This window comes from Streptomyces sp. NPDC006512, from assembly GCF_040611935.1.
Classification (GTDB): domain Bacteria; phylum Actinomycetota; class Actinomycetes; order Streptomycetales; family Streptomycetaceae; genus Streptomyces.
On sequence record NZ_JBEXPG010000009.1, the window covers coordinates 73,940 to 99,991 of the forward strand.

Sequence of the window (26,052 nt, forward strand, 5' to 3'; positions counted from 1 at the left end):
TCAGGAAGCCCGGATCGCCCGCTCGATCTCCGCGCCGGTGCGGACCACGATGACCGGCCACTCGTCCCTGAGGGAGACGGGCAGGAGCTCGCGGTCCTCGTCCCGCTGGATCATGGTCGGCCCGCCCGGGACGACGAGCACGGCATCCAGCCGGCGCAGCAGGACGGCCAGGAGGTCCATGATCCCGTCCCCTCCGAAGCGGTTGAAGGTGATGCCGGTCGGGTCGCTGAAGTACACACCCGCTTCCTCCCCCTCCGCCGTACTCACCAGCAAGAAGTCCGTCTCGGGGTCCCGCGCCACCACGTAGGGGCCGAGGACCTCGTGTGCGGCACTCATGTCCAGGGGCGCCGGCTCACCGTTCTCGAACCGCAGCACGAAGATGTCGAAACTCATGGAGTCCTGGAGTCCTTTCCAACGTCAGGTCGAGGTGTGGAGCAGGAGCCTGACCTGCTCCGGGAAGGTCCAGAGGGTCGCGTAGACCCTGCCTTCGTGTAGCCGCTCCGCGCGGCCGACCGGCCTGCTGAGCACGGCCGCGAACCATGCCGCGCGCCGCTCCGCGCTCCTCGCGGCCCTCCGCCAGATCCTCGTCCCAGAACCAAGGGTTGCCGTCCATGGTGTGATCGTAGGACTCCATCACGAAGGTGTACGCGCGCGAGGGTCAGGCCGGGACGCGCAGTCCTGCCAGGAGCCGGTCGAGCGCCTGCTCCGCGGCCTCCGGGTCCCCGCCCCGCGCGATCCACAACGCGGCCTCGTTCATCGCCCCGGAGAGCAGCCGGGCCAAGGGCTCGACCGGCTGCTCGGCGATGATTCCGGCCGCGGCGAGGGCCGTCAGGGCCTCCGCGAGGTGCCGGGCGGAGGACGCCTCGTCCATGGTCCTCCACTCGTCCCAGCCCAGTACGGTCGGGGCGTCGACCAGCAGGATCTGCCGCACCGCCGGGTCGGTCCCCGCCGCCAGGAAGGCCCGGCAGCCGGCCCGCAGTTGCTCCCAGAGGTCCGCGTGCCGTTCGGCCGCGGTGGCGACCCGCTCGCCCAGTTCCCGCTGGACCTCGCGGACGACGGCCCGGAAGAGCCCCGCCTTGCTGTCGAAGTGGTGGTAAGCGGCGCCCTTGGTGACCCCGGCGGCCCGCGCCACTTCGGCCAGCACCACGTGGTGGTACCCGTCGGCCGCGAACCGCCGCTGCCCTTCGGCCAGCAGCGCCTGCCGCGTGGCCGCCCGCTGCTCCGCCCGGTTGACCGCCATCGCGCGCACCGCCCTTTCCGTTTCGCGTACCGGGGGTATGCTAACGCCACGGTTCACATACCCGAGGTATGTGAAATGGATCCGGAGGACCCCCTGCCATGACGAACGAACTCCCGGCCGCGCCCACGACCGAGCTCGGCGGCTTCTACCCGGTACTCGCGACCCGGGACGTGACGGCCTCCCGCGACTTCTACACCCGTCACCTCGGGTTCGAGGTGACCTTCGAGGCGGACTGGTACGTCAGCCTGCGCCGGCCGGACGCCCCGCAGTACGAGCTGGCCCTCCTCGACCACGCCCACCCGACTCTCCCCGAGGGCCACCGGCACCCGCTCCGGGGCGGCCTGCTCCTGAACTTCGAGGTGGCGGACGTGGACTCCGAGCACCAGAGGCTCGTGGCGGAGGCCGGGCTGCCCGAGGTACTGCCTCTGCGCACCGAGGAGTTCGGCCAGCGCCACTTCATCCTCGCCGCGCCCGACGGCGTGCTGATCGACGTCATCACCGTCGTCCCGCCCGGCGAGGAGTACGCCGCCCAGTACACGAACGCCTGATTCCCGGGGCGGCCTTCGGGGCCGCGGGGGTCAGCGCGCCTGGAGCTTGCTACCGATGTCGTAATGGGCCGAACTGTCGAGCGTGATGGCCTTGCCGTACGTGGCCCTGGGGGAACCCGGTGTCTCCAGCGAGCAGTTCTCGGAGTAGTACCCGTCCTGCGGGGTCAGAGTGCAGTCCCAGGAGTACCAGCCGCTGTTGAGGGCGATGCTCCTGCCGCCGTCGATGCAGGTGTAGCCGTCCTGGCAGGTGTACACCTGCCAGGTGTACGTCGCGGCGACGAGGTAGATGTCCCTGTGCATGGACACGGGTGCCATTCCGGAGTTCGGGGCGTTGGTGAGCCAGCGGGTCTGCTCGACAACGGCGGGCGCAGGAGCGGCCGTTGCCGGTGCCGGACCGAATGCCAGAACAGCTGCGAAGACCGCGATGACGGCGCCGAGCCTGAGTCGCTTGCCCATGTGTGTGGTGATCCCCCGTCGGATTGGTGCGGTAGACGGCTGGGGTTCCGGCCCGGACCTTCGTCGCGGTCGCTCGCGGGCGCAGCCCCAGCTCACATGCTTGCAGAGCGGCGGCTTCCGGCCCCGCCTCTCGAACCTAGGCGTGCGTGGCGGTACGCCCTGTGCGTGGAGTGCACGACTCCTCGACATCCCGTGCGATCTCGCACCGAGGGACGGCCGTCCGGTATTCAGTGGGAGTCATCCCGTACACGTCGCGGAACATCCGGCTGAACGCGCTGGCACTGGAGAAGCCCCAGCGGGCCGAGATCGTCTGCACGGGATGGCCGCGCCACTCCGGGCGACCGAGTTCGGCGCGCGCACGTTCCAGCCGGCCCTGGCGGATGTAGCCCGCCACGCTGACGGGCTGGTCACTGAAGAGGGAGTAGAGGGAGCGCAGGGATATGTTGTGCCGGTCCGCGATGGCTTGGGGCGTCAGGTCCGGGTCGCCCAGATTGTTCTCGATGAACCGGGTGACCCGTTGACGGGTTTCCTGGGCTCGGGCTTCGGCCGGCGCCGCGTCGGGGGTGCCGAGCTGCTGCGCCAGGCAGGCGGTCGCCAGATCCAGGGCGATGGACCCCATGCTCGCCAGCTCCGTCGGCCCGCAGCTCGGGCCCTGGACGAGCAGGGTCCTCAGAAAGCCGCCGAGGATCGCCCCGGTACCCCTGTCACCACGGATGCGCTGCCCCAGGATGCCTTCCACCCTGTCGTGCCGCAGCGGCAGGAGGGAGCGGGGAACCTGCAGAATGGCGACCGTCGACCGCTCGTCGATGCTCGCCCCCTCGCTCGGGCGCGAGGTGTCCGTCAGGACCAGGTCCCCTACGACGAGCGACTGGTGGCTCCGCTGGGCCACCTGGAAGGCGCCTCGTGTGACCAACGCCAGCTGGAACTGCTCGGGATCGCCCCTGCGTACATGAGCCGACGTACGGCGCGACAGCACCGGGGAGAAGGTGAGCGCCGACAGCCGCACGGAACCGAGCTCCAGGTCGGCGACGTCCGCGTGGAAGTCGGACGGACGACTGGTGCTGAGGCTCACGGGCATGACGTGGTCCGACACCGCGTCACAGAACCACTCGAACCTCTCGAACCTCTCGGCGGAAGCCATGCCCTCACTCCTCGGACCCGCTGATCCCACGTACCCCTTGCTCCCCCCAGTGCGCCAACGATTATCCGCCATGGCCGAGGTGCACTCCGCGGGCTGTACGACTTCCGGCCGGTCCCATCCGGTTCCCGGTCCCATCCGGTTTCCGGTCCCGCCCGCGCGCCGGCCCCCGCAGGCTGCCGACACGCGCGGCGGGCCCCCCGATGACGATCGGGGGGCCCGCGTGGTTCTGCTACCTCTGCCCGGGGTTCACGCCCGGCGCAGTGCGGAGCGGCCCGCGTAGCGGGCCGAGTCGCCCAGCTCCTCTTCGATCCGGATCAGTTGGTTGTACTTCGCGGTGCGGTCGGAGCGGGAGAGCGAGCCGGTCTTGATCTGACCGCAGCCGGTCGCCACCGCCAGGTCCGCGATGGTGGTGTCCTCGGTCTCCCCCGAGCGGTGCGACATGACGGCCGTCCAGCCCGCCTGGTGGGCCGTGGCCACGGCGGCCAGGGCCTCGGTCAGGGTGCCGATCTGGTTGACCTTGATCAGGATCGAGTTGCCGGCGCCGGTGCGGATGCCCTCGCGCAGCAGTGTCTCGTTGGTGCAGAACAGGTCGTCGCCGGTGAGCTGGCAGCGGTCGCCGACGCGGGCCGTCAGTTCGCGCCAGCCCTCCCAGTCGTTCTCGGCCATCGGGTCCTCGATGGACACGACCGGGTAGGCGTCGATGAGCTTGGCGAGGTAGTCGGCGTTCTCGGAGGGCGTGCGCCGCACTCCCTCGCCCGCGTAGTCGTACACCCCGTCGCCGAAGAACTCCGACGACGCCGGGTCCATGACCAGGCCGATGTCCGTGCCGGGCCGGTAGCCGGTGCGCTCGATGGCGGCCACCACGAAGTCGAGCGCCTCCTCGGCGGTACGCAGCGCTGGCGCGAAGCCGCCCTCGTCGCCGACGCCCGTGGAGTGCCCGGCGGCCAGCAGGTCGCGGCGCAGGGTGTGGAAGACCTCGCTTCCCATGCGGACGGCTTCGGCGAAGGTGTCCGCGCCCACGGGCACGATCATGAACTCCTGGAAGTCCAGCGGATTGTCGGCGTGGGCACCACCGTTGACGATGTTCATCATCGGCAGCGGCAGGAGATGCACGTCGGCGCCGCCGAGGTAGCGGTACAGGGGCTGCCGGTGGGCCGCCGCGGCGGCCTTGGCGGCGGCGAGGGAGACGCCGAGGATCGCGTTGGCGCCGAGCCGGGACTTCGTGGCGGTGCCGTCGAGGGCGGCCAGCGCGGCGTCGAGACCCGCCTGGTCCGCCGCGTCCCGGCCGCGCACGGACGCCGCGATCTCCCCGTTGACGTGGGCCACCGCGCGGTCGACGCCCTTGCCGTGCCAGCGCGCCGGGTCTGCGTCGCGCAGTTCCACGGCCTCCCGGGCGCCGGTGGAGGCGCCGGAGGGGACGGCCGCGCGCCCCAGGGATCCGTCCGCCAGGACGACATCGACCTCGACCGTGGGGTTGCCCCGGCTGTCGATGATCCGGCGGGCGGTGACGGTCTCGATGGCGGCGTCGACGGTTCCGACTGCCTTTTCGGACATGGGAGGTCCTTCCCGTTGTCATGTGCCGTGGCCCCGGCTGCGACAACGCTGACGCTGAGCCCGACAAACCAAACCCTACAGCAATGCTGCACAGTTTGGCTGTGCAGCATTGCTGCGCAGATCAGGTGCGCAGCCTTGCCGGGGGCCGGGGTAAAGTGCCCTATGCCCACCCCGGAAGCCGCCGCCATCGCCACCGAACTGCGCACCGCGATGGGCAAGCTCACACGACGTGTCAAACACGAGGACCACATCCCGCTGGGCCAGGCCGCCGTCCTCGGTGCCCTCGACCGCAACGGCGCCATGACCACCAGCGACCTCGCCGCCGATCAACGCGTACGCCCCCAGTCGATGGCCCGGGCGGTGGGCCTGCTCATGGAGCAGAACCTGATCACGCGCCGGGCGCACCCCACGGACGGCCGCAAGTCGCTGGTCGAGCTGTCGGACGGGGGCCGGACCGCGCTCGAAGCGGAACGCGGCCGCAGGGCCGGCTGGCTCGCACAGGCCATCGAGGCCGAACTCACCGACGAGGAGCGGGCGTTGCTGGCGCGGAGCGCCGCCCTGCTGGAGCGGCTCGCCGCACGCTAGTGCCGTGACCGGAAAGGTCCACCCCGTTGCGACGCCGGGTGCCCGGGCGGGCCCGGCGCTGCGCCCGGGGTCCCGAAGGCCGTGTGCGGGATGCGGGCGGCCCGGTCCGACGAGCGGGACCGCCGCTCAGCCCCAGGTCAGCGGGTCGAGATGGAGGTAGAAGCGTAGGCGGTCGTGGTCGAGGGGACTGCCGTACCCCTCGGCGAACTCCCTGTCCGCGGCCCGAGCCCGCTCCTCGTCCGGCCACGTCTCCCGCGCGCTGGTGAGCAGCAGCGCCAGGTCGGCGTGGCGGTCGGCCAGCCCGAGGCGGCCCAGATCGACGAAACCCGACACGTCCAGGGTCCGCGGGTCGAGGAGGATGTTGGGCAGGCACAGGTCTCCGTGGCACACGACCGTGTCGGCGGCCTCCTGCTCCCGTCGACGGGCGACCTGCGGGACGAGACGGGCCAGCAGCTCCGCGGCCGGCGTGTGCTGCTGCTCGACGGGAAGGAACTCCGGGTTCACGGCCCCGCGGGACACGACCTCGCGCGCCGTCGCGACCATCCCTGCCACGTCCCGCCGGAACGGACACCGTTGCACGGGAAGGGCGTGCAGCGCGCGGACCGCGTCCGTGACGCGTCCCCACGAGGCACGCAGGTCCGCGGCGGCCACCTGGTCGGCGGGTACGCCGGACACGGCCCCGGTCACGAGGCAGGCACCCGCATCACCGGAGCGCCAGTCCAGCACCCGTGGCCCCGGGATGCCCTGGTCGCCGAGCCATGCGACCCGGTCGCGTTCGGCCTCCAGGTCACCCGCGTCCGTCGCCACCACGCACTTCGCGTACCGGGTGCCGTCCGCGCTGCGGAAGACGGCGGCTCCCGACTCGCCCGTGCTGACCGGCAGCCAGCCGCCCTTGCCGCCGTCCGGCAGCACCGGCGGGACGGTCCGAGATCCGGGACGATCACTCATGGCGGCCACTTTAGGCGGATGGCGGACGGATGCGCTCCCTCACATCGAGGAGCCCCGGTTGCGGTTGGCGAAGGGGAGCGCCCCGTGCAGCGAGGTGAACTCTGCGATCAGCTCCGCCTCGGCGCGGCCGGGAGGCGGCTCGGCCACGGTGCGCCAGGCGACCAGGAGCGTGCCGGAGTCGGCGAGTTGCCAGATGTACTCGCCGCCGCTGTGGCCGGCGTTGCGGCCCTCGCCCTGGCGACGGTAGGCGTTCAGCCGTTGGCCCAGCCCCTGGCGGCCGGCGGCCTTGCCCACGTACACCACGTGGGCGCCGGGCACCCAGGCGCCGTTCAGGGTGGCGGTCGTCGCGGAGGGATCGCGGCCCTTGCGGTGGCCGGCGGGGCTCCGGGCGAGGAAGACCGGGGGTGAGGTGGTGGGACGCAGCACGACGTAGATGCCCGTCCCGGCGGGGACGGCGCTGTGGGGGAGGTCGGCGAACGGCACGAAGCCGACGAAGCCCCGCTCGGCCAGCGTCGCCGGCGTCAGGGGCGCGGGGCGGCCCGTTGGGACCGGGGCGAGGGCGCTGTCGGCAGGTTCGGGTTCGGGCGTCATCGTGCGTCTGCCTTCGGGCTGGAGCGGACGTACCGGCTGACGGACCCCCGCCACGGCACAGGGGCCAGCCGCCACGCGAGGAGAGGCGTGCCAGGTGACGACGTCCGGCGGCGGGCTCCGTCAGCCCCGCCGGGTACGCGGTTACCCGGCACCCGGCACCGGCCTCACGCCTCCGGCCGGGCCCAGTCGGCGGTGCGGCCCAGGTGGGCGAGGAGGGAGGCGACGGGGTCCGTTGCGGGGTCCGGGGCCGGGGTGAGGGCGGGGCCGAAGGCGAAGCCGCGCAGGGGCTCGACGAGGAGGTCCGCGGTGGGGCGCAGCGCCGAGGCGAGCTCGGGGGTCAGGGGGGAGCTCTGGCCGGTGGCGACCGCGATGTCCCAGGCGTGGACGGCCGCGTCGAGGGCGGCGGCACCGACCGCGGTCTCGGCGGTGACGGTGAACGGCGGCAGCGGGACGGCCACCTCGGCCGTCCCGGGAGCGACCCCGGCGAAGGCCTGGGCTGCGGCTTCGAGTGCCGGCTCCAGAAGGTCCGCGGGGGTGCCGGACAGGACACCGCTGGGCTGGAACGGGTCCTCCGCCGGCCCGGGGCCGCCCGTCAGCCGGGACGCGTAGGCCAGCTGGTCGCCGGCCGCGTGCTGGAGCACCTGGGTCACGTTCCACCGGTCGCAGGGCGTCGGACGGTCCCACCCCTGGGCCGTTATGCCGACGGCTACGGAGCGGAGCGCGGCGTGCGCCTGGTCGAGCAGGTCCCATTTGGATGTGGTCATGCCCCCGACCCTATCGACACGCTTCCGCCAAGGTGGCGGATTGCAAAGCTGGTTGACACCCGGACCTGCCCGCGACCGGTCGCACCACCGGGCGGACGGAGGTGGCCTCGGCGCCGGTCTGGCCTGCGGCCCCTCCGTGCCGGGCCGCCGCGGTCCCCTCTCCCGGCCCTGGCCGGGAGGTCCGTATCGTAGGCGCGAAGGCCGTTCGCATGTTCGGGGGTTGGGTGCGCGTCGCAGATCACGTCGGGTGGGACCGGGGTTTCCCGGTGAAGTACCTCCTGGTCCGGGAGGACGAAGACGGTGTCGAGCAGCTCTGGGGGAGGTGTGCGGGCGTCGACGGGTTGTTCGTCGACCCGGTCCCGCTGCCACGGGAGGTGCTGACCCTGCGCGGATGCGGTCCCGACGGCATTCTGGGCGATGTCCTGGCCGGGCCCGACGTCTCGTTGCGGAGTCTGGGCGATCTCTGCGTCGAAGTCTGGGACGACGAGCAGCCCGTGCAGTGGTGGACCCTCGTGGATGCGGTCGTGGTGGCCCATCAGCCTCACGCCGCCGATCCGGCCCTGTACGACATCGTGCTCGGCGCCGGCGTCAGGAAGGACGAGAGCTTCGTCGAACTGTCCGCACCCTCGCGGTTCGAGCTCTCCGGGGGAACGACGGCCGCCGCCGCACGTCCGAGCCGGTGCTCCGCCGTCGACGGCTTGTTCGAGTCGCGAGACGATCCGGCCCCCGTCCCGATGGAGCTGATCGGCTGCGAGGCCGTGGAGCCACTGCTCGTAGGGACGCAGCAACCGCGCCGCTGGGCACGTGACTGGGCCGAACTCCTGGTACTGGATCGGCATGGTGGCGTGATGGCCTCCCGCGTCGTGGGCCTGGCCATCGACGGAGCGCGCCCGTCCGTGCTCGGCGACGGGCTGGAGGACATCACCCTCACCGACGGCGGCGACGGCCGGCCGTCGCCGGCGGTCCGCCCAGTCTGGGAGAAGTGGTGTCAGGGCCCGCCGTCGGAGCCCAACGTGTGGGCGGCGTACGACGCGCAGGGCAGGGCCGAGTGGTTGGAACTCTCCACGCGTGCCTGGCGGGTGCCCGCGCCCCGGCCGGACCGGTCCGGCGGCGAGTACCACGTCGACGGCCGGTTCGTCACGGACGTGCCCGGGCTGCACTGCGCGATCGCCGAGGCCCTGCTCGGACCCGGCCGCTACTTCGGCCGGGAGTGGAACGCCTTCGAGGACTGCCTGGCCGGTGGATTCGGGGTGATCCCGCCCTTCACCCTGATCTGGCACGACTCCGAGGTCGCACGCCGCGCACTGGAGGACGGGGCGAAAGACGCGGGGGAGCGGCTCCCCTACTTCGAGGGGGTCGTGCGGCTCCTCGAACGGCGCGGAGTCACGGTCCTGCTGCGGTGACCGTCATCGCCCAGGAGGGTGACATGCTTCAGGTGTACGACCCTTGGGGCTCGACCACCTGGGTCAGTGAGGACGACGTCATCAACGGCTACATGGGCAAGGCTTCGAACAGTGATCTCCCCAACGCGTACAGCGCACGTCTTCCGCGGTAGCAGGGGCGGTGCGGCGATCGCGGCGTCCGTGCTCCTCGCTTTCGCCACGGGCTGCGGCTCCGGCACCGGCGAACCGGCCGACGGCTCCACGAGCACCGCGAGCCGCCCGGTGAACGACACCAGCATCACTGCCGAGCGGGGCGAGCGCTTCACGCTCACCGTCGACCAGAACGCCTCCACCCGCGAGTACTGGTACCTGGTCGACCCCGAGCCCGACAGCTCCGTGCTGGTCAGCCGCGGCCGGGCCTACGCGTCGGACTCCGGCGACGAAGCGGTCCCCGGTGCCGGCGGCCGGCTCACCTTCACCTTCGAGGCCAAGGGCAAGGGGACCACCCGGTTCACACTGCTGCACTGCACTTTCACGACCTGTCAGGGCAACACCTCCACCGTGCCCCCCGAGACGACCGGCCCCTCCGCCACCCCGACCACCGGGGCGAGCACCCCCTCCCAGGCACCCGAGCGCATCACCTACACCGTCACCGTCAGCTGACCCGGAGCAAGCGGCCACGTCAAACGAGAGGCGGGCCGGCCACGTCACCGACGCGATCCCCGGCCAGGAGCGATGCCCCTGGCCGGTCACGCTGATCGAGGACCTGCAGTACGCCGAAGGTGGGGGCAGTGGCAGGCGCCGGCGGCCCGGCTCAGACGCCGGAGGAGACCTCGGCCATCTCGTCGGAGCCCGCGCCCTTCGCCTCGGCCGCGGCTAGCCTGCGGTTGCGCCGGACCGAGGAGACGAAGGACCAGGCGATCAGGAGGACGCCGACGAGGCCCGTGATGACCTCGGGGATCTCGTACTGGATGGTGACGAGCAGAATCACGGCGAGCGCGCCGATCGCGTAGTGGGCGCCGTGCTCCAGGTAGACGTAGTCGTCGAGGGTGCCCTGGCGGACCAGGTAGACCGTGAGCGACCGGACGTACATCGCGCCGATGCCGAGGCCGAGCGACATCAGCACGATGTCGTTGGTGATCGCGAAGGCGGCGATGACACCGTCGAAGGAGAAGGACGCGTCCAGTACTTCCAGGTAGAGGAACAGGAAGAACGCGGCCTTGCCGGCCATCACGACCGCCGGGAGCTTCGAGCCGCTCGCCCTGGCCGCTTCCTCGGCCTCGTGCTCGCGCTCCTCCTCTTCCTCGAGCTTGTTCTCGAAGTATCCGGAGAGACCACCGACGATCAGGTAAGTGATCAAGCCCGCGATGCCGGAGATCAGGACAGTCTCCGACTTGTCCGCGTGGACGTCGCCGTACTGGTGGGCGTTGGTGGCGAAGGTCATCGCGGAGACGAGCAGCACGATGAGCGCGATGCAGACGGAGAGCATGTCGATCTTGCCGAGCTTGGCGAGCGGACGCTCCAGCCACGCGAGCCACTTGAAGTCGCGGTCCTCGAAGATGAAGTCAAGGAAGATCATCAGGAGGAACGTCCCGCCGAAGGCGGCGATCGAGGGGTGGGCGTCGGTCACCAGCTGCTGGTACTTGTCCTTGTCGTCCAGCGCGAGCTGTACCGCTTCGATCGGCCCGATCTGGGCACTGACGGCGACGATCACGACGGGGAACACCAGGCGCATGCCGAAGACCGCGATCAGGACACCGATGGTGAGGAAGATCTTCTGCCAGAAGGCGTTCATCTTCTTCAGGATCCCGGCGTTGACCACGGCGTTGTCGAAGGACACCGAGATTTCGAGGATGGACAGGATCGCCACGACGCCGAAGCCGGCCCATCCCCCGTATAACACCGCCGCGATCAGGCCGAGCGCGGTGACCGCGAACGACCAGCCGAACGTTTTCAGAAGCATGGGCCACCCAATCGTCGTGTGCGGGGCTCCCCGCGCCGCACATGGCTTTGCGAAACGTTGACCCTGAAGTCTAGAGCCGGCGCCCCGCAGCCCTGACCCATCACCTGGCCGGCGGTTCACAACTTCGGCTCGGCGCAGTGCCGTTGGGCGGTCGGCTGCCCGTCGGATGGTCGCCCTGGCGTCGGCGGCGGAAGCGGCCGGCCTGCGCCTCGTATCAGGCGGCGAACTGCTCGCGTACGGCGAGCAGGGCTTCGTCCAGGGCGCCCACGACGTTCGGGTACCCCGTGAAACCGTTGTCGCACCCCGGGTCCACTTCCCAGCCCCATCCGGAATCCGTTGCCCCGCTGATGGAGGCGTAGTGGTCTCCGCTGTGGATCGTGATCGAGACACTGCCGGCGGGGAAGGCGGTGATGTCGGCGCGGGCGGTCTCGCCGAGAATCCGGCGTACGGCCTCACGGGCGCTCTGCTCCGTGGTCATGGGCATCGTCTCCTCGGGTGTGCGCCCCTGGGGGCGAGGGTGTCTTCGGGCGGGTCGCCGTGTCGGTTCTGGGCGGTGGCGTCGTGTTCCGGGCTCGGCGCGGCCCTGAGCTCACGCCGGTACGGGATGGTCCCGGTCGTCGGCGGGGCTGGGCGTCGACGAGTCGTCGCCGTCCCCTTCGTCACGGCAGTACGGGCACCACGGCATCAGGCGGTTGTGCGTGTACGCCGCCCAGTTGACTGCCAGGGTGAGGCCGATCGCCACGCTGAGGAACACGTACGCCGACCCTGGCATGCGGCCCGTCCCGAGTGCCTCGACCTGCAGCCAGAAGCTCGCTGTCTGGAGGCCGAGGGAGAGCAGGGCGACGCCCAGGAACGCGGAAGGGCGATGTGCCGCTCGTAGCGCCCATCGGGACCGGCGCCCCTGAACCGCTTCTTCCGGGTTGAGCGGCATGTCCTTGACGCATTCCGTGCAGGGTGGCCCGAACCTGTGCCGGATCTGCATCGCATTGGAGAGGGTGACGAGCAACTGGCCGGGGAGGGCGGCGACCCCGGCCCAGGAAGTCCTCCAGGTGGCGGCGAGGGCGCAGAGCAGCAAGACGAAGGCGAGCTGCTCCAGGCGGTAGCCGTAGTGGCGGTGCCTCATGTGGGAGGTCCGTCTGCGCAGGTTCGCCATGCTGAGCTCTCCTTATCGCGTTCCGGTCGTGCCCGGATTCCATGCGGATGTGAAGGCTCGTGTCCAGCCGTCGAGAGATGCGCCAGTGCAGGACGTCTCTCGATGGAAGCCCCCCGACTTCTACGGAATCATAGCTGAGCGGCTCGAAGTGAATGCAATAAACAGATGTTGATTGTCCATCAACTTTCGTCTAGTCAAATCAGCGTGCACCGCGTAAGGTCAGGCCGCGCCCCCACTCGGATGGTCCACGGCGTGCGCGCCCCGCACTGTCGCGCTCCGGCCGCGTGAACCGGCGGCCTTCCATCCGTGTTCGTTCGAGAGTGGAAATAGTGAGTAGAAGAAGAACGCTCGGCGCATGGGCGGCCACGGGAGTCCTCGCGGCGACCGCCTTGCTCTCCAGCCTGCCGGTATCGTCCGCCGCATCGGCCACGGCTCCCGCCGGCACACCACCGGTGCGAACGATCTCGTACAACGTGTGCGGCGCGTACGCGAAGTGCCAGAGCGAGATGCCGCCGGCTGCCTGGGCCGACGGGGTGCGGGACCACGTCACGGACTGGGACGCCGACGTGACGATGCTCCAGGAGATGTGCAAGGGCCAATACGACCGGCTGCGCGAGGTGCTGCCCGGCTACGCGGGCGTGTGGACCAGCACCCAGACGGCCGACGGATGCGCCAAGTGGGGTGAGGACAAGAGCTTCGGTCAGGCCCTGCTGGTCAAGGCACCGCAGAGCGAGGTCGCAGGCATGTCCGCGGAACTCACGCCGCCCGGCTTCACCGGGGAAAAGCGTTCGGTGGTCTGCGCCAAGGCACCCGTGGACGGGCGCGCCGTCCTGGCCTGCGGCACACACCTGCGGCGCGACGACGCCGCGCAGAACGACACCCCCGCCCTGCTGCAGCGCATCGAGACCTGGGCGAACGGCCTGCCGGTCATCCTGGCCGGAGACTTCAACGCCCGGCCCGACTACGCGCACATGGACCCCGTCTACGCGGGCCGGCCCGGGACGCTGTCCTTCGCCGAGGCTGACAGCACCGATCAGCAGTACTTCTCCACGGCGTGCAAGACGGCCGGTGCCACGGAGTGCCGCTCGGGCGCGCCAACCCTCGTCGACGGCGAGACCGGCACCAAGTACGTCTCGAAGTTCGGCTTCACCTTCTTCACCCGCCAGGACTTCCGCGACCTGCGCAGCGAGACCGTGGAGACCGGCTACACCAAGGTGAAGGACCACCTGATGGTCCGCTCGGCGTCGGCGTTCCAGACGCGCACGCCGGTGGCCGGCGACCTCACCGGAGACGGCGTACGCGATCTGCTCGCGGTCCAGGACGACGGCTCCCTGCGCCTCTACCCCGGCCTCGGCGACGGGCGTTTCGCCCCGCACCAGGTCATCGGCGCGAGCGGCTTCGCGGGCGCCGACGTCAGCCACCGCGGAGACTGGACCGGCGACGGCCGCGAGGACGTCATTGCCCGGATCGGCGACGAGCTGTGGGTCTACCCCAACACCGGCAACGGCCACCTCGGTGAGCGCATCGCGATGGGCGAACGCCCCACCGGCTGGGCACACGCCACCATCCTCGCCGTCGGCGACGTCGACGGGGACAAGCAGCCCGATCTGGTGGGCCGCAGCGTCAACGGCCTCTACCTGCACCGCGGCAGCGTCGGCACCAACCCCACCCTGCCCCGCAACGCCGTGGTTCTGGGCGGCCCGGAGTGGAAGCCCGCCGACCTGCCCGAGATACTCGCCCCCGGCGACCTCAACCAGGACGGCCGCGCCGACCTGTGGGCCCGCGCCGCCGACGGACAGCTGCGCCAGTTCCTGTCCGCCGGAGCGCAGGCCCTCCCCGCCCCCACCGTCATCGGCTCCGCACCGAGGACCTCGTACCCGCTGGCCGGGACGGCCGGCGACGCCAACGGAGACGGGCGGGCGGACCTGCTCCTGACCACCGCGCCGCAGGGCGCCTCCACGGGTGACCTGCTGTTCCTCCCGGGCGATGCGGCGGGGACCGGATTCGGCCCGTCCGTCACCATCGGCGCGGGCGGCTGGCGCTGGATCCAGTCCCTGCGCTGACGGCGGACGACCCGACGGCGTCCCCGGAACGGTCACACCGGGGGCGCCCGCGCCACGGGGGCGTTCTACCCGGCGGGTGCCCGGGTGGCGGTGGCGGGTTCCCCCTCGGGCACGAAGGGCAGCACGCGAGAGACGCGCACGACGATGTCCGGGTACACGGCCTCAGCCGAGCGAAGCGACGCCGCGGCCCTGGCGCTCTGTTGGTCGTCCACCCCGGCCTGGCGCGCACGGGCTGCCGTGGCGGCCCGAAGCATGGTGGCGAGGCCGATGGCGACCGCCCGGTCCTCCCGCTCTCCGTGGTCCTTGGCCTGTTGGTAGGCGGCCGCGCGCACCTCGTCGCTGCAGTAGGCACGCAATTTCAGCATCCAGTCGTGGATGCTCGTGATCCGGGCCACCAGGTGCTGCTCCGGGCTCGAATACCATGGCGTGGTCAGGAGCAGGCTGTTGCCCGCACCGGTGACGGGGTGACACACGATGCGCCACAAGTGGCGCAAGGCGATGATCGTCAGCAGCGGGCGCCAGACGTGCTCGCCGAGCCGGGGACCGAAGGCCGCCACCAGGAAGCCCAGCCCGATGATCACGCCTGTGAGCGACATGAGCAGCGTCGCCCCTTGGTTGAGGCCTTCCCAGTCGTGACCGGCCCACCGCGCGAGGATCGCGACCAGCTTGAACGAGCCGAACAGGACGCCGGCCAGCGAAACGACGACGAATACGAGCAACCCCGTCCGCAGCGCACCCCAACCGCGCGACACGTCGGGACACCGCCTGGCGGTGCTGAGCTCGACGGCCCACCTCCAGCACGCCCGCACGGTGGCCACGCCCGCCACGACGAAAGCAAGGAGATAGAGGACGACCATCTCCCGGATGAAGGGCGTGGTGGCGTAGTACGTGTCGAAATCCCTGGGCCGCTCGACGGGCCTGTCCCCGAGGAAGAAGAGCACGACGATGGAGGCGGTCACCAGACCGTAGCCGCGGCTCCAGGCGCGCACCCGTCGGCGCGTGCGCGCCTGTTCGTGTGCCTCGCCACGCCAGTACTCCATGAGCACCACACACGCGTACGCGATCCCGCAGATGGTGCAGTGCACCAGGAGGGCCGAGAGGTTGGCGATGCCGGTGACCCGGTTGACGAACCTGATCGTGGGCGGGGCCGACAGCAGTAGACCCGCACAGGGCAGCACGAGGAGCGCGTTCACCGCGCGGACCGTCGGGCTGCGCCACCGCCGGAGCAGGGCCGGCAGTTTCGCCAGGAAGGTCACCCCCAGCACGGCCGCCGACACGTAGTAGTTGACGCCTTCGTACACGCTCAGCCTTCCAGTGACGCCTTGATGCGGCCGACCAGGCCTTCCCCCGATGCCGGGTCGCCCTGCCTCCCCAGGTACGGGCGGAACTTGGCGCCCACCAGACGGCCGAAGGTCTCCGCGCGCCGTTCCTCGTCGTCGAGGTCGACGTCCCCGCGCGCGGCCACGTGGGCCAGAGCGTCGGCCAACTGCCAACGGTCTCCGAGCAACCGGGCCGCTGCGTCTCCGGCGAGGCCGCCGTGCCCGCCGTGTCCGCCGGGCCGGCCGTGGTGCGCCTCTTTGCGATGCCACAGTTCATGGGCCGCGATCACGATCTGGTGGAGCGGTGAGGTGTTTTCCTCCACCACGATGAGGTCGAAGTCGCCCATGTCGATCCAGAGCCCGCTGACGGTGTCGGCCGGAAAGGACTCGAACATCACTCGGACTTCGCGCCCCACGCTGGCCGCGACGTGCGCGCACAGCGCCTGGATCAGTTCGCGCGGCTGCTGCGGCACTGGCCGACCGACCCCGGCGAAGAGTTCGTCTCGGTATCGCTTCATCTCGCGGGAGGTGCCCAGCACGTACCCCACCTCGTCCCCCTATGTCGTACCGCACCGGCGTCCGAACCCACCGGAGCTGCTCCCGCGCGGGCCGGTCTCCCCTTGACCGGCCAGGTGGTGGTGAGCAGCACGTCACAAGGACGTCGGTCCCCCCTATTTCTCCCGCGCCCGTTCTTCGCGGGCCCGCCTGGCGACGGACTCGATCAGGGCGATCAGCGGCTGTGCGGTGTCGTCGGGAACCTCGGCCAGAGCCCGGGCCGCGTAGGCGACGATGCCGAGTTCGGAGTCGCCGCCACCGGGTCCGGCGCTCTTGAGCCTTTCGAGATCCTGGCTCTGACGCTCGACGGTCTTCTCCAGGAGATCCTTGTGGATTTGCTGGAGGACCCGGTCCAAGGCGTCGTCAGGCGGATCCACCAGGAACTCGATCTTCTCGCCGAAGAAACCCGCGATGCCTGCGGCGTGGTCGAGGTTCGGCGCTTTGCCGGCCCTGATCATCTTGTCGAGCCACTGGGCGCTCGTCCCGGCCCCGGCCGCGATCTCCGCGAGTGAGTACGGCCGCAGGCTCCCGTCCGAGGAACCCTTCAGTCTGGTCCTGCGCAGGAAGAGGATCCGGTCGACCACCTGGCGGTGGCGCTCTTCCGCATCGGTCGTCCCGCGGACTCCCTGAGGGGACGTGGTGCCCTGCCGTCCGCGCAACAGTGATTCCACCTGTTCCGGAGGCAGCCCCGAGGCGAAGGACAGACCGCCCTCACCTTCCACCCGCAGCACTTCGGCACGGGTGAGCCCCACCCGTTCTGCCAGGGAGGCGATGCGCCGCGCGGTCTCCACGGGATCGGGAGTAGCTCTTTCGCTCACGCCAAACTCCCGGGACGGTGGTGAATGTCGATGCGGACGGTCCTGCTGAGCCAGACAGTAACGTCACTGCCATAGCCGGGCAACCATGGCTGAATTTCGTCAACCAACGTTGTTATACCAGCCGGAACCCCGCGCCGGTGCGACGGGCTGCCCGCCGAACTCTCGGCCGGCGGGCAGCGCCGGTGGTGCGAGGACCGGTTGGCGACATTCCACAACTGCTAACCCTCGTCCGCCTCGTCGGGCGTCCAGCGCAACACGTCGCCGGGCTGGCAGTCGAGCGTGCGGCAGATCGCGTCGAGCGTGGTGAAGCGGACCGCCTTCGCCCGGCCGTTCTTCAGCACCGCGATGTTGGCGGGACTGATCCCGACGGCAGCGGCGAACTCCGCGACCGAGAGCTTGCGTTGGGCCAGCAGTACGTCGAGGTCGACGATGATGGCCATCAAACGACCCCGGCGAGTTCGCTCTTCATGGAGGTCGCGTTGCGCAGCAGGCCGCGCATGATGACGATGAGCATGACCAGGCAGGCCCCGACGCCGGTGGTCGCGGTCGCGGCGGCCAGGGCGCTGATGAGCTCCATACCGTCATCGGGGGAGGGGATGTCGGCGACCGTCAGGTGGCAGGTGACGGCGAGAGCCAGCAGTGTCGCCGCGACGACGGCTCCGATGATGGTGTCGACCCACCGGAAGGCCGCCGAGGAGAAGATCGCATCACGTTCGACCATGGTGAGCAGCCTCCATGCCGCGGCGAGGACGACCTGAACGCAGGCGACCCCTGCGATGGCAACCACCGTGTACGGCAAGGCGTACGGGGCGTACGGAGCGAATCGGTCGACCTCGTCGGCTGCCGTGGTGGGGATGACGACGAGCTGGCCGAAGAGGCCGAAGAGGATCGCCATGGCGATGCCACCGCGCAGCACGGTGATGAAGAAGCGATGCATGCATCGATAATCGATCGATTGTGATCGATAGTCAATGGATCCCTGTCGGTCGTTCCTGTCCCCGGTCGGCGTACGCCTACTCGTGGGGCTGGTGGTCGGTCATGTCCATCGCCACCTCGTAGGAGAGCTCGTAGTCCGCCCCGCGCTTCACGAAGCGGGTGGTCCGGATGCCTCCCCCCAGATCCGCATCGCTCAGCGACAGCGAGCCGATGACGTCCCACACGCTGCCGTCCGCCGCCGGTCTCACGGCCAGTTCGAGGACGCCCGATCCCACCAGCGGGCGGGTCACCTCGGGCCTTCTCGTCTCACCGGTGCTCGCGTCGTCCTGCCAGATCTCCTCCCCGTCCCAGAGGAGCTTGACCCGGTCCACACCGTGGATCCCGGGCGCCTGAGGCGACGAGCAGAAGAGAGAGGGGACTCTGACCTCATAGGCATGCGACATCATCGACTCCGTGATGGTGGGTACCGCCGGTTTCGGCCTCCGCCTGCGGGCCGGTTCCCGGACGGGCACCGCCCCTGCCCGACCACCCTCACCCGGGCCCCCGAGGTTGACCACAGCTCGCCGCCAACCAGGTGAGCGGGGCCGCTCTCCCGGTGCCGATCACGCGCGCCTCCTCACCGACCACGAGGGCGATGCGCCAGGATCACCCGTCGAGGGCGCAGCACATCGGCTCCACGGGAGTGGGCTGCGGCCAGAACGGAGGACCCGTCATGTCGAACAGCACGATCAGGGGGCCCGTGCCCGACCCGTGGCGACCCGTCAACGTCACCGTACCGGTGTCCTTGGCGAACGACCTCGACCAGATGCAGGACGTCATCAAGAACGTCATGGACCAACTCGGCTGCCCCACCTGTCACTCGGGGTTCGACCTCCGGATCAACATCGCCAAGGACTTCGTGGTGAACCCGGCCGGCCAGGTCCAGCAGGGCGTCGCCATCTCCTTCGGCGGTTAGCGGGACCATGACGCGGCTCGGCGTGGGCCTCACCTACGTCCCCGGCCTCGACCCGGTGCTGGACGCCTGCGCCGACGTGCTGGACGTCGTGGAGATCGAACCGCAGGCGCTCTGGCGGTCCCGCACGGACGGCGCGATCTCCACGGACGAGGACGTACTGCGCCGACTGGCGGACCTGCCGGGCAGCCGGCTGCTTCACGGAGTCGGCAACCCCGTCGGGGGTTGCCGACTGCCCGACCGGAGGAACGCCGCACTCTTCGGAGAACTCGCCGAACGGCTCGGAGCGCCGTGGGTGAGCGAACACCTGGCGTTCAACCGGGTCGGCGGCGCGGGATCGGACTTCCACACCGGCTTCATGCTTCCGCCCCGCCAGACGCCCGACGGCGTCCGGTACGCGGTCCGGTCGGTCCGGGCGATGGCGGACGCGCTCCCGGTGCCGCTGGCGGTGGAGATCGGCGCCAATTACCTCCGGCCACGCCCCGGCGAACTGTCCGACGGAAAGTTCGTGTCCGGTGTGGTCGAGGGCAGCGGCTGCGGCCTGCTCCTCGACCTGCACAACGTCCTCGCCAACGAACGCAACGGCCGCGGCCGCTTGGACGACCTGCTCGCGGCCCTGCCGCTGGAGCGAGTGTGGGAGGTGCACCTGGCCGGGGGTTTCGCACACCGGGGGTACTGGCTGGACGCCCACAGCGGCCTGCCCGACGAGGACCTGCTGGCACTCGCCGAAAGGGTCCTGCCCCGCTTGCCGGCGCTCCGGGCGGTCCTGTTCGAAGTGACGCCCTCGGCCGTGCCGCGGCTCGACGCCCAGGCCGTCCGCGATCTGCTGATCAGGGTGCGCGAGACGTGGCCTGGCCGCTGCCCGGCGCCGCTCCCGCCTCCGACGTCCGCGCCGCCGCTCCCCGACGGCACGGGAGATCCCGGTCGGGACACGATCAGCCCACAGGAGTGGGAGCACACCCTCGGCAGCCTGGCGATCGGGCGCGACCTCGACACCCCGCTGGCCAGGGACCTCGCGGCGGACCCCGCCCTCCCCCTGCTCCGTGAACTGATCGGAGAGTTCCGGGGCAGCGCCCTGGCCGGCGCCCTCCGCTACACCCTGAGGCTGCTCCTGCTCACCCTCGGCGAGCCCGGCACCCGCGAGCTGCTGGGCGGCTTCATGCGCACCCATCCGCCCCAGCCCTTCGCCTCGCAGGAGGCATGCGCGTTCGCGGACCACCTGCGGCGCGTCCGCCCCTCGGTCCGCTGGCTGAGCGACGTACTCCAACTGGACCTCGGGCTCGTCCGGGCGCGGCTCGACGGCCGGCCCTGCACGGTCACCCTCGGCACCGACCCGATGGCCCTGCTCACGGACCTGGGGGCGGGGCGACTGCCGGCCTCTCCCCGACGCGCCTCCTTCCAGGTCCAGCTCGTCGACGACAGCCGCCCGGAAACCCACCTGGCCCCTTCCACTTAATAGAATGCATGTTCGGACAGGAGGGGGGCTCTGAGGGTGGTGCGGCAAAGGGCGGGCGGGAATCCGAGGGGTGCGCGGGCCTCGGGGGCGACTCGTCGGGCATGGGTCGGGCGGGTGGCCGACTCCGTCCGCCAGAGCGCTTTGCCCCTATTGCCCGGATAGTCTAGGGGTGTGATCGAGTCTGGACGGCCGCGGCTCCGTCGGCGTTACGGCCGGGGGAGATTTGTGCGGCTGTCGCCGGTCATCTTGACCGTCGTGATCGCCAGCCTGGCCTATGCCACTCCGCCGGAAATGGCCTTCAGCCGTCTCCTGCCCGCCGCCCCGGCCCTGGCCGCCGCCATGTGGCCGGTACTCCCCACCGTCCTGCTCGGGACGGTCTGCCTCCTCCTGATGATCGGCCTGGGCCTCGTCTTCCCCGATCTGGGAACGTGGTGGACGGCCGCCGGGATCGTCGCGGTCACCGTGGCCGCCGCGTACGGAAGCCACGCCCGGCTCCAGCGGGAGCGCACCCTCTTCCAGGTAAGGCTCGTCGCCGACGCGGCACAGCAAGTGGTGCTGAGCCCCATGCCGCGCCGCTTCGGAAGCGTCGAGATCGAGTCGCTGTACCTCGCGGCAGCGGCGGAGGCCCGCATCGGCGGGGACTTCTACGAGGTGGTCGACACGCCCTACGGGGTCAGGCTGCTCATCGGCGACGTACGGGGCAAGGGCCTGCCCGCGGTCGGGGCGGCCGCGGCGATCGTCAACGCCTTCCGGGAGGCGGCCTACGACGAGACCGACATGGTCGACGTCGCCCGCAGGATGGACGCCAGCAGCACCCGCTACAACGCCGCGTTCCCCCCCGACGGGCCGATGGAGCGGTTCGCCACCGCCCTCCTCGTCGAAATCCCGCACGAGGGCAGACACATCGACATCCTCAACTGCGGACACCCCCCACCACTGCTCCTGAGTCCCAGCGAACTCCATGTCCTCGAAACCGCCACGCCCTCACCCCTGCTCAGCCTCGCGGAGCTGATCGGAGACCACTACACCGTCGACACCTTCGACTTCGCCCCCGGCGACCTGCTGCTCCTCTACACCGACGGGATCGCCGAGGCCCGGGCCCGCGACGGCGAGTTCTTCCCGCTGGCCGCCTGGATGCGTCGACAGCCCCCGACGCCGCCCCGTGAACTGCTCACTGCCCTTCACCGTGACCTCGTCCACTACAGCAGGGGACGCCTCGACGATGACATCGCCGCCCTCGCCGTACGCCTGGGCGAACCCGGAGGCGCGCAGTCCCGCTGATCGGCCGCGGAGCCCGAGGCCGGTCAGGGGGTGGGTGTCGGGGCGGGCCGGCCGTGGAGCACCGCTTCCTCGACCGGGGTCAGGGCGGGCCCCTCCAAGGGCGGGAGACGCGGCCCGCGGATCGCGCAGAAGAGCACCCGCGGCGAGGCGAGCACCATGACGCTCGCCCGGAGGGTCATGACGTCGGTGAGGGCCTTGACCACGGTGAAGTCCGAGCCGGCGGTCGTGACGAGCCGGTTGATGTACCGGGCGGAGAGGCGATCGGCGAAGTTGGGCGTCTTCCCGACCGACCCGGGGAAAGCGGCGTCCTGGCCCACGGCGAGCAGCCATGCGGCCGCCGCGGGCCGGGAGATCGCACGCTGTGCGCGCCGCGCGAACCCCTTCGACGAGATGCCGTGCTTCATGGCCACCCCACGCAGCGCCCGGGCACCCTGGGCCGCCGTGGACATGCCGTGCCCGTAGATCGGGTTGAGCGCTGTGGCGGAGTCCCCGAGCGCGATGAAGCCCTCGACGCCGGTCTTCTCGTAGTGGCGGCGCCGGTTGGCCGTGTTCCGGGCGACCGCCACCGGGCCGAGGGGCTCGGCCCGGTCCAGGAACTCGGCTATGAGGGGGGCTCGCATCCGGCGGGCGAACGACGTGAAGTGGGCCTCGTCGCTGGTGGGCTCGCCGCCACGGGTGCCGGAGAGGCTGACCATCCACGCGCCGCCCTCGACCGGGAGGATGGTGCCGGCCGTACCGGGCCCGTCCAGTCGGGCATCGGCCTGAACGTTGACGACGGGCCAGTCGGCGGTGTCGACGGGCGCCTTGTAGCGCCGGCTCGCGTAGGTGACCCCCGCGTCGACGACGCTCTCGGTGACGGCCGGGACACCCAGCTCGGCGAGCCAGGCCGGGGCCCGCGAGGAGCGGCCCGTGGCATCGACGACCAGGTCGGCCCCGAAGGACTCCTCGGTGCCGTCCGCGCGCCGGACGACCGCACCGGTGACCCGGGCGCGGGTGCCGAGGAGGCGAACCGGCTCGGCCCCGGACAGCAGCCGGACTCCCGGAAGGGCCAGAGCCTGGGTGCGGACGGCCCAGTCGACGAGGTCACGGCCGGCGGTGATGACGTACTGCGCTTCGGGCCAGCACCGCCGGTACCACCCGCCGGGGGAGAACGAGACCATGCCGTTGGGAATGGGCACCCGGTGCGCGCCGGCGCTCAGCCACATGTCGGTGGTCCCGGGGAGGAGCGATTCGATCGCGTCGGCTCCGCCGGACCAGAGCAGGTGGGCGTGGCGGGTCTGGGGAAGTCCGCGACGGGGCCGCGGGGTGTCGGGCAGGGCGTGCCGTTCGACGATGTCGACGCCGTCGCTGTACGGAGCGAGGGCGGCCGCGGCCAGCGTGCCGCTCAACCCGCCTCCGAGGACGAGGACTCGGGGACGGCGCGGAGGGGTGGTGGCCATGCGGGTCTGCTCTCTGCCCCGGCGCTGGCCGGTATGGCGGAAGTCGAGTGGAGCGCCGATGCGGAGCTCTAGAATCCGATGATGATCACTACGCGGTTTGTCGGAGGTCCTCTCGAGGGCGTCGAGGGGATCCAGGCCACCGAAGTGACCCTGGCCGCGCACAGTGGCAGTCGTGAGATCGGGCGCTACGTGCGGGGTCCCGATCAGGGTGGCGTGGCGGTCTACCAGTGGGTGCCCGCCCCGGAGGGGCAGGGGGGCCTTCCCGAGCAGGTGTGAACGGGTTCGGCACCAGCGGTCGCGCCCGCCGATTCCGGTCCGTCAGCCGCTGATGGGCGTGGTCTCCTCCGGCGCCGGGTTCTGGGCGAGCCACTGCCCGTACGCCCGGATCATCCCTCGGTTGCGCAGGGTGTCACGGGTGAGGGCGAGGCGTGCGGAGGTCCGGGTACGGGGCGGCCGGCCGCGGGAGATGCGGCTCATGTGCGCCCGGACGAGGGCCAGGACGCCCGCGCTGGCGATGTCCGTGTCCCGCCAGTTGAGGCGTGGTGCGGTGACCTCGACGTCCTCTCCCCGCTGCCAGCGCGTGGGCAGGTCGGGACGGAGTGCCAGGGCGGTCGCCAGACCCACCATCGCGAAACCGCTGGCCAGGACCCGTTCGGCGGACGCGCGCCGACCGATGCCCCCCGTGAGCATGAGCGGCATGGGCGCGGAGGCGACGAGCCGTTCGGCGATGGCGAGGAAGTACGCCTCCCGGCCGAGCTGCCGGTCGTCGGCCGTACGGCCCATGGTCGCGGCGCTCTCCATGCTCCCGCCGGACAGTTCCACCAGGTCCACGTCGAGGTCCTTGAGGAAGGTGAGTACCCGTTCGACCTCGTCGACGTCGAATCCGCCGCGCTGGAAATCAGCGGTGTTGATCTTGATGCTGACGGCGAAGCCCGGGGACACCGCCGTGCGTACCGCGCGTACGGCTTCCAGCAGGAGCCTGGCCCTGTTCTCCAGGCTGCCGCCCCACCGGTCGGTGCGGCGGTTGACCAGGGGAGAGAGGAACTGGCTGAGGAGGTAGCCGTGGGCCGCGTGGATCTGGACGCCGTGGAACCCGCTCTCCTCCGCGAGACGCGCCGTGGTGGCGAACCGGCCGATCGTGGCCTGGATGTCCGCCTCGGCCATCGCCGTGGGGCGGGCGAACGCGCTGGTGTGCTTCCCGAGGCTGACGCCGATGGCGGACGGCGCCCATGCGACACCGGGCAGGTCGGACCGTACCTGCCGACCGGGGTGGTTGATCTGCATCCAGACCTGTCCCCCCTCCGAGCCGGCCGCGGCCGCCCAGCGGCGGAAGGGGGCCAGGTCGGTTTCGGAGTCGAGCACGATCGTTCCCGGAGACGTGAGGGCCCGCCGGTCCACCATCACGTTGCCGGTGACGATCAGTCCGCTCCCGCCGCGCGCCCAACTGCGGTAGAGCTCTTCGATCTCCGGCCCGGGCAGCTGGCCGGGCTGGCGGGCGAGGCTCTCCTCCATGGCGGCCTTCGCGATTCGGTTCGCAATGCGGTTGCCGTTCCGCAAGACGAGAGGTGTGGACAGGTACATGGAAGATTCCCCTCTGGATGTCGTCACGTGAAGTGCGGTCGTGGCTCGCGGCTACGGTGCCTGCCTCGGCCCGTGCGGGGCCCGGCCGGTTCCGGCTCAGCGGGAGCGCAACCCCAGGACCCGGCCCGCTGCCGCCCGTGCGAGCGCGAGGCGTTCGGACAGGCTCGGGGCGACGGGCCTGAACCGGCCCCCGCCCATCGGACCCGTCCGGGGATCGGACCACAGCTGGGCGACCTCTTCGGCGATCGCCTGCTGGGCCTTGCGGGACGCCGTCGGGTGGCTGATGCCCCGTCCGAGTGCCACGCGCAGGGCTCGGGCGGCCGCCTCGGCCGCCAGCGGCCCCCGCGCGTCCAGGGGACTGAAGGTCGCCAGGGCGTCTCCGACGACGACGAGGCCGCGGGGCCCGCGGACGCGTTCGTACCGGTGCCAGCGCAGGGCCGGAGTGGGTGAGACGACCACGTCGCCCACGGGCTCCGCGCCGTCGATGAGCCGGCCCACGCTCGGGTCCGGCAGGGCCAGCGCGGCGGCGGTGAAGGCGTCCGCGCAGGCGATCCGTTCGCGATCCGAGGAGGTCTGGGTGACGGCCCACAGTCCGTCCTCGACCGGAACGAGCACCGCGCTGCGGGCGCCGTCCGCGACGGCGGTGAGGGGAACGTCGGCCTGTCCTTCCGGCGCCCGGTAGAGACGGCCTGCGGAGAACCCGGGTGTGCCGCGCGTGGTGACCGGCGCGGGGGCGGCGCCGAGATCGCTCAGCCAGGCCGCGGTGCACGCGTCCGCGCCGCTCGCGTCGACGATGAGCTGGGCGGTGACCTCCTGCTCCGTCCCGTCCTCGAACCGCACGCGCGCCCCGAGCACCGCGGACTGGTCACCTATCAGCCCGACGGCCCGGGCGCCGTCCACGATGCTGGTGTCCCGCTCGCGCGCGGGGTTGGCGACGACGACCTCGCGCAGCACGCCGGTCAGGAGGTCGCGGCTGCAGGTGAGCACCTCACGCGTTCCCCAGGCCCGCGGGCGCGTCCGCGACAGGTGGTCGCCGACGGGGAGGGGGAACGTCCGAGCACCTCGTTGCCGCAGCATCGCACCCGATCCGTACGCCAGATCGTTGACGTCCCACATGCCGCCGACGTGGAGGACCTCGCCGTGCCGAGCGGGTTCGCGGTCCGCTCCCCGCGGGTGGGCGGCGGACGGACCGCCCGCCAGCACGAGGACGTCGTATCCGGCCAGGGCGACCACGGAGGCGGCGAGCAGGCCCGCGTACCCCCCGCCGATGATCAGGGCTTCGACGTGCTTGGGGTGTGTGGTGGTCATGGTCATCTCTCTGTGAGGG

At 71.2% G+C, this 26,052-nt stretch carries 29 protein-coding genes; 9 read left to right on the forward strand and 20 right to left on the reverse strand.

Annotated elements, in window-relative coordinates; genetic code table 11:
- Nucleotides 1–393, reverse strand: a complete 393-nt coding sequence (locus tag ABZZ17_RS09305; RefSeq protein WP_356873727.1) for a hypothetical protein — start codon at nt 391–393, stop codon at nt 1–3.
- Between the two features lie 265 nt (nt 394–658).
- The gene (locus ABZZ17_RS09310; RefSeq protein WP_356873912.1) at nt 659–1,240 is read right to left on the reverse strand and encodes a TetR family transcriptional regulator; all 582 of its coding nucleotides are present in this window, start codon (nt 1,238–1,240) and stop codon (nt 659–661) included.
- 98 nt (nt 1,241–1,338) lie between these two features.
- Between ABZZ17_RS09310 and ABZZ17_RS09315 the strand changes: the two genes are divergently transcribed.
- Nucleotides 1,339–1,788: a VOC family protein gene (locus tag ABZZ17_RS09315; protein WP_356873729.1), complete on the forward strand. Its 450-nt coding sequence runs from the start codon at nt 1,339–1,341 to the stop codon at nt 1,786–1,788.
- A gap of 30 nt (nt 1,789–1,818) precedes the next feature.
- On the opposite strand, the gene ABZZ17_RS09320 is transcribed toward ABZZ17_RS09315, so the two are convergent.
- From ABZZ17_RS09320 to eno, 3 genes are all read right to left on the reverse strand, one after another.
- A complete protein-coding gene (locus ABZZ17_RS09320; RefSeq protein ID WP_356873731.1) occupies nt 1,819–2,244 on the reverse strand; it encodes a hypothetical protein in 426 nt (141 codons plus the stop codon).
- 136 nt (nt 2,245–2,380) lie between these two features.
- The gene (locus ABZZ17_RS09325) at nt 2,381–3,385 is read right to left on the reverse strand and encodes a helix-turn-helix domain-containing protein (RefSeq protein ID WP_356873733.1); all 1,005 of its coding nucleotides are present in this window, start codon (nt 3,383–3,385) and stop codon (nt 2,381–2,383) included.
- A gap of 246 nt (nt 3,386–3,631) precedes the next feature.
- Nucleotides 3,632–4,939 (reverse strand): phosphopyruvate hydratase, encoded by a 1,308-nt coding sequence (gene eno / locus ABZZ17_RS09330; protein ID WP_356873735.1) that lies wholly within the window; start codon nt 4,937–4,939, stop codon nt 3,632–3,634.
- A gap of 162 nt (nt 4,940–5,101) precedes the next feature.
- Here eno and ABZZ17_RS09335 point away from each other — a divergent pair, with 162 nt between their 5' ends.
- Nucleotides 5,102–5,524: a MarR family transcriptional regulator gene (locus ABZZ17_RS09335; protein ID WP_356873737.1), complete on the forward strand. Its 423-nt coding sequence runs from the start codon at nt 5,102–5,104 to the stop codon at nt 5,522–5,524.
- A 126-nt stretch (nt 5,525–5,650) separates the two neighbouring features.
- On the opposite strand, the gene ABZZ17_RS09340 is transcribed toward ABZZ17_RS09335, so the two are convergent.
- From ABZZ17_RS09340 to ABZZ17_RS09350, 3 genes are all read right to left on the reverse strand, one after another.
- Entirely contained in the window at nt 5,651–6,472 is an 822-nt protein-coding gene (locus ABZZ17_RS09340) for an APH(3'') family aminoglycoside O-phosphotransferase (RefSeq protein ID WP_356873739.1), read from the reverse strand.
- Between the two features lie 39 nt (nt 6,473–6,511).
- Nucleotides 6,512–7,063: a hypothetical protein gene (locus ABZZ17_RS09345; protein WP_356873741.1), complete on the reverse strand. Its 552-nt coding sequence runs from the start codon at nt 7,061–7,063 to the stop codon at nt 6,512–6,514.
- Between the two features lie 164 nt (nt 7,064–7,227).
- Complete coding sequence (locus tag ABZZ17_RS09350; protein ID WP_356873743.1) at nt 7,228–7,827, reverse strand: TIGR03086 family metal-binding protein; 600 nt, start codon at nt 7,825–7,827, stop codon at nt 7,228–7,230.
- A 266-nt stretch (nt 7,828–8,093) separates the two neighbouring features.
- Between ABZZ17_RS09350 and ABZZ17_RS09355 the strand changes: the two genes are divergently transcribed.
- Genes ABZZ17_RS09355 through ABZZ17_RS09365 form a run of 3 tightly spaced genes read left to right on the forward strand, consistent with a single transcriptional unit; the run spans nt 8,094 to nt 9,872 of the window.
- Nucleotides 8,094–9,230, forward strand: a complete 1,137-nt coding sequence (locus ABZZ17_RS09355) for a barstar family protein (RefSeq protein ID WP_356873745.1) — start codon at nt 8,094–8,096, stop codon at nt 9,228–9,230.
- Between the two features lie 23 nt (nt 9,231–9,253).
- On the forward strand, nt 9,254–9,382 hold the full coding sequence (locus tag ABZZ17_RS09360; RefSeq protein ID WP_356873747.1) for a hypothetical protein: 129 nt from the start codon (nt 9,254–9,256) through the stop codon (nt 9,380–9,382).
- Nucleotides 9,383–9,410: 28 nt separating this feature from the next.
- Nucleotides 9,411–9,872 carry a protease inhibitor I42 family protein gene (locus ABZZ17_RS09365; RefSeq protein ID WP_356873749.1) on the forward strand — a complete coding sequence of 154 codons (462 nt, stop codon included), beginning with the start codon at nt 9,411–9,413 and terminating at the stop codon, nt 9,870–9,872.
- A 151-nt stretch (nt 9,873–10,023) separates the two neighbouring features.
- Here the strand turns inward: ABZZ17_RS09365 and ABZZ17_RS09370 are convergent, their stop codons facing one another.
- The 3 genes from ABZZ17_RS09370 to ABZZ17_RS09380 all read right to left on the reverse strand — a co-directional run bounded on the left by ABZZ17_RS09370 (nt 10,024) and on the right by ABZZ17_RS09380 (nt 12,325).
- Nucleotides 10,024–11,172 (reverse strand): DUF475 domain-containing protein, encoded by a 1,149-nt coding sequence (locus ABZZ17_RS09370; RefSeq protein ID WP_356873751.1) that lies wholly within the window; start codon nt 11,170–11,172, stop codon nt 10,024–10,026.
- A 214-nt stretch (nt 11,173–11,386) separates the two neighbouring features.
- Entirely contained in the window at nt 11,387–11,650 is a 264-nt protein-coding gene (locus ABZZ17_RS09375) for a hypothetical protein (protein WP_356873753.1), read from the reverse strand.
- A 111-nt stretch (nt 11,651–11,761) separates the two neighbouring features.
- Nucleotides 11,762–12,325, reverse strand: coding sequence for a hypothetical protein (locus ABZZ17_RS09380; RefSeq protein ID WP_356873755.1), 564 nt, complete (start codon nt 12,323–12,325; stop codon nt 11,762–11,764).
- Nucleotides 12,326–12,777: 452 nt separating this feature from the next.
- Here ABZZ17_RS09380 and ABZZ17_RS09385 point away from each other — a divergent pair, with 452 nt between their 5' ends.
- Nucleotides 12,778–14,388, forward strand: coding sequence for an FG-GAP-like repeat-containing protein (locus tag ABZZ17_RS09385; protein WP_356873757.1), 1,611 nt, complete (start codon nt 12,778–12,780; stop codon nt 14,386–14,388).
- A gap of 65 nt (nt 14,389–14,453) precedes the next feature.
- On the opposite strand, the gene ABZZ17_RS09390 is transcribed toward ABZZ17_RS09385, so the two are convergent.
- The 6 genes from ABZZ17_RS09390 to ABZZ17_RS09415 all read right to left on the reverse strand — a co-directional run bounded on the left by ABZZ17_RS09390 (nt 14,454) and on the right by ABZZ17_RS09415 (nt 18,387).
- Complete coding sequence (locus ABZZ17_RS09390) at nt 14,454–15,689, reverse strand: DUF6545 domain-containing protein (RefSeq protein WP_356873759.1); 1,236 nt, start codon at nt 15,687–15,689, stop codon at nt 14,454–14,456.
- 2 nt (nt 15,690–15,691) lie between these two features.
- Nucleotides 15,692–16,246, reverse strand: a complete 555-nt coding sequence (locus ABZZ17_RS09395; protein WP_356873761.1) for a toxin-antitoxin system, toxin component — start codon at nt 16,244–16,246, stop codon at nt 15,692–15,694.
- Between the two features lie 132 nt (nt 16,247–16,378).
- Nucleotides 16,379–17,080, reverse strand: coding sequence for a hypothetical protein (locus tag ABZZ17_RS09400; protein ID WP_356873763.1), 702 nt, complete (start codon nt 17,078–17,080; stop codon nt 16,379–16,381).
- Between the two features lie 218 nt (nt 17,081–17,298).
- Nucleotides 17,299–17,520, reverse strand: a complete 222-nt coding sequence (locus ABZZ17_RS09405; protein ID WP_356873765.1) for a helix-turn-helix transcriptional regulator — start codon at nt 17,518–17,520, stop codon at nt 17,299–17,301.
- The gene (locus ABZZ17_RS09410; protein WP_356873767.1) at nt 17,520–18,017 is read right to left on the reverse strand and encodes a DUF2975 domain-containing protein; all 498 of its coding nucleotides are present in this window, start codon (nt 18,015–18,017) and stop codon (nt 17,520–17,522) included. The genes ABZZ17_RS09405 and ABZZ17_RS09410 overlap by 1 nt, the downstream gene beginning before the upstream one ends.
- 76 nt (nt 18,018–18,093) lie before the next feature.
- A complete protein-coding gene (locus ABZZ17_RS09415; RefSeq protein WP_356873769.1) occupies nt 18,094–18,387 on the reverse strand; it encodes a hypothetical protein in 294 nt (97 codons plus the stop codon).
- 341 nt (nt 18,388–18,728) lie between these two features.
- Here ABZZ17_RS09415 and ABZZ17_RS09420 point away from each other — a divergent pair, with 341 nt between their 5' ends.
- The 3 genes from ABZZ17_RS09420 to ABZZ17_RS09430 all read left to right on the forward strand — a co-directional run bounded on the left by ABZZ17_RS09420 (nt 18,729) and on the right by ABZZ17_RS09430 (nt 21,705).
- The gene (locus ABZZ17_RS09420) at nt 18,729–18,971 is read left to right on the forward strand and encodes a hypothetical protein (RefSeq protein ID WP_356873771.1); all 243 of its coding nucleotides are present in this window, start codon (nt 18,729–18,731) and stop codon (nt 18,969–18,971) included.
- Between the two features lie 7 nt (nt 18,972–18,978).
- Entirely contained in the window at nt 18,979–20,424 is a 1,446-nt protein-coding gene (locus ABZZ17_RS09425) for a DUF692 family multinuclear iron-containing protein (protein ID WP_356873773.1), read from the forward strand.
- A 171-nt stretch (nt 20,425–20,595) separates the two neighbouring features.
- A complete protein-coding gene (locus tag ABZZ17_RS09430; protein ID WP_356873775.1) occupies nt 20,596–21,705 on the forward strand; it encodes a PP2C family protein-serine/threonine phosphatase in 1,110 nt (369 codons plus the stop codon).
- A 23-nt stretch (nt 21,706–21,728) separates the two neighbouring features.
- On the opposite strand, the gene ABZZ17_RS09435 is transcribed toward ABZZ17_RS09430, so the two are convergent.
- From ABZZ17_RS09435 to ABZZ17_RS09445, 3 genes are all read right to left on the reverse strand, one after another.
- Entirely contained in the window at nt 21,729–23,144 is a 1,416-nt protein-coding gene (locus ABZZ17_RS09435; RefSeq protein WP_356873777.1) for an FAD-dependent monooxygenase, read from the reverse strand.
- A gap of 318 nt (nt 23,145–23,462) precedes the next feature.
- Nucleotides 23,463–24,725 carry an NADH:flavin oxidoreductase/NADH oxidase family protein gene (locus ABZZ17_RS09440; protein WP_356873779.1) on the reverse strand — a complete coding sequence of 421 codons (1,263 nt, stop codon included), beginning with the start codon at nt 24,723–24,725 and terminating at the stop codon, nt 23,463–23,465.
- A gap of 96 nt (nt 24,726–24,821) precedes the next feature.
- Nucleotides 24,822–26,033, reverse strand: a complete 1,212-nt coding sequence (locus ABZZ17_RS09445) for an FAD-dependent monooxygenase (protein WP_356873781.1) — start codon at nt 26,031–26,033, stop codon at nt 24,822–24,824.
- Between the last annotated feature and the right edge of the window lie 19 nt (nt 26,034–26,052).

What these genes read in the sequence shown, in the direction of transcription:
- ABZZ17_RS09435 (WP_356873777.1), bottom strand. Translation starts at nt 23,144, where the DNA reads ATGGCCACCACCCCTCCGCGCCGTCCCCGAGTCCTCGTCCTCGGAGGC.
- ABZZ17_RS09375 (WP_356873753.1), bottom strand. Translation starts at nt 11,650, where the DNA reads ATGACCACGGAGCAGAGCGCCCGTGAGGCCGTACGCCGGATTCTCGGC.
- eno (WP_356873735.1), bottom strand. Translation starts at nt 4,939, where the DNA reads ATGTCCGAAAAGGCAGTCGGAACCGTCGACGCCGCCATCGAGACCGTC.
- ABZZ17_RS09380 (WP_356873755.1), bottom strand. Translation starts at nt 12,325, where the DNA reads ATGGCGAACCTGCGCAGACGGACCTCCCACATGAGGCACCGCCACTAC.
- ABZZ17_RS09335 (WP_356873737.1), top strand. Translation starts at nt 5,102, where the DNA reads ATGCCCACCCCGGAAGCCGCCGCCATCGCCACCGAACTGCGCACCGCG.
- ABZZ17_RS09325 (WP_356873733.1), bottom strand. Translation starts at nt 3,385, where the DNA reads ATGGCTTCCGCCGAGAGGTTCGAGAGGTTCGAGTGGTTCTGTGACGCG.
- ABZZ17_RS09305 (WP_356873727.1), bottom strand. Translation starts at nt 393, where the DNA reads ATGAGTTTCGACATCTTCGTGCTGCGGTTCGAGAACGGTGAGCCGGCG.
- ABZZ17_RS09350 (WP_356873743.1), bottom strand. Translation starts at nt 7,827, where the DNA reads ATGACCACATCCAAATGGGACCTGCTCGACCAGGCGCACGCCGCGCTC.
- ABZZ17_RS09360 (WP_356873747.1), top strand. Translation starts at nt 9,254, where the DNA reads ATGCTTCAGGTGTACGACCCTTGGGGCTCGACCACCTGGGTCAGTGAG.
- ABZZ17_RS09445 (WP_356873781.1), bottom strand. Translation starts at nt 26,033, where the DNA reads ATGACCACCACACACCCCAAGCACGTCGAAGCCCTGATCATCGGCGGG.
- ABZZ17_RS09440 (WP_356873779.1), bottom strand. Translation starts at nt 24,725, where the DNA reads ATGTACCTGTCCACACCTCTCGTCTTGCGGAACGGCAACCGCATTGCG.
- ABZZ17_RS09425 (WP_356873773.1), top strand. Translation starts at nt 18,979, where the DNA reads ATGACGCGGCTCGGCGTGGGCCTCACCTACGTCCCCGGCCTCGACCCG.
- ABZZ17_RS09310 (WP_356873912.1), bottom strand. Translation starts at nt 1,240, where the DNA reads ATGGCGGTCAACCGGGCGGAGCAGCGGGCGGCCACGCGGCAGGCGCTG.
- ABZZ17_RS09340 (WP_356873739.1), bottom strand. Translation starts at nt 6,472, where the DNA reads ATGAGTGATCGTCCCGGATCTCGGACCGTCCCGCCGGTGCTGCCGGAC.
- ABZZ17_RS09315 (WP_356873729.1), top strand. Translation starts at nt 1,339, where the DNA reads ATGACGAACGAACTCCCGGCCGCGCCCACGACCGAGCTCGGCGGCTTC.
- ABZZ17_RS09370 (WP_356873751.1), bottom strand. Translation starts at nt 11,172, where the DNA reads ATGCTTCTGAAAACGTTCGGCTGGTCGTTCGCGGTCACCGCGCTCGGC.
- ABZZ17_RS09410 (WP_356873767.1), bottom strand. Translation starts at nt 18,017, where the DNA reads ATGCATCGCTTCTTCATCACCGTGCTGCGCGGTGGCATCGCCATGGCG.
- ABZZ17_RS09345 (WP_356873741.1), bottom strand. Translation starts at nt 7,063, where the DNA reads ATGACGCCCGAACCCGAACCTGCCGACAGCGCCCTCGCCCCGGTCCCA.
- ABZZ17_RS09420 (WP_356873771.1), top strand. Translation starts at nt 18,729, where the DNA reads ATGTCGAACAGCACGATCAGGGGGCCCGTGCCCGACCCGTGGCGACCC.
- ABZZ17_RS09320 (WP_356873731.1), bottom strand. Translation starts at nt 2,244, where the DNA reads ATGGGCAAGCGACTCAGGCTCGGCGCCGTCATCGCGGTCTTCGCAGCT.
- ABZZ17_RS09405 (WP_356873765.1), bottom strand. Translation starts at nt 17,520, where the DNA reads ATGGCCATCATCGTCGACCTCGACGTACTGCTGGCCCAACGCAAGCTC.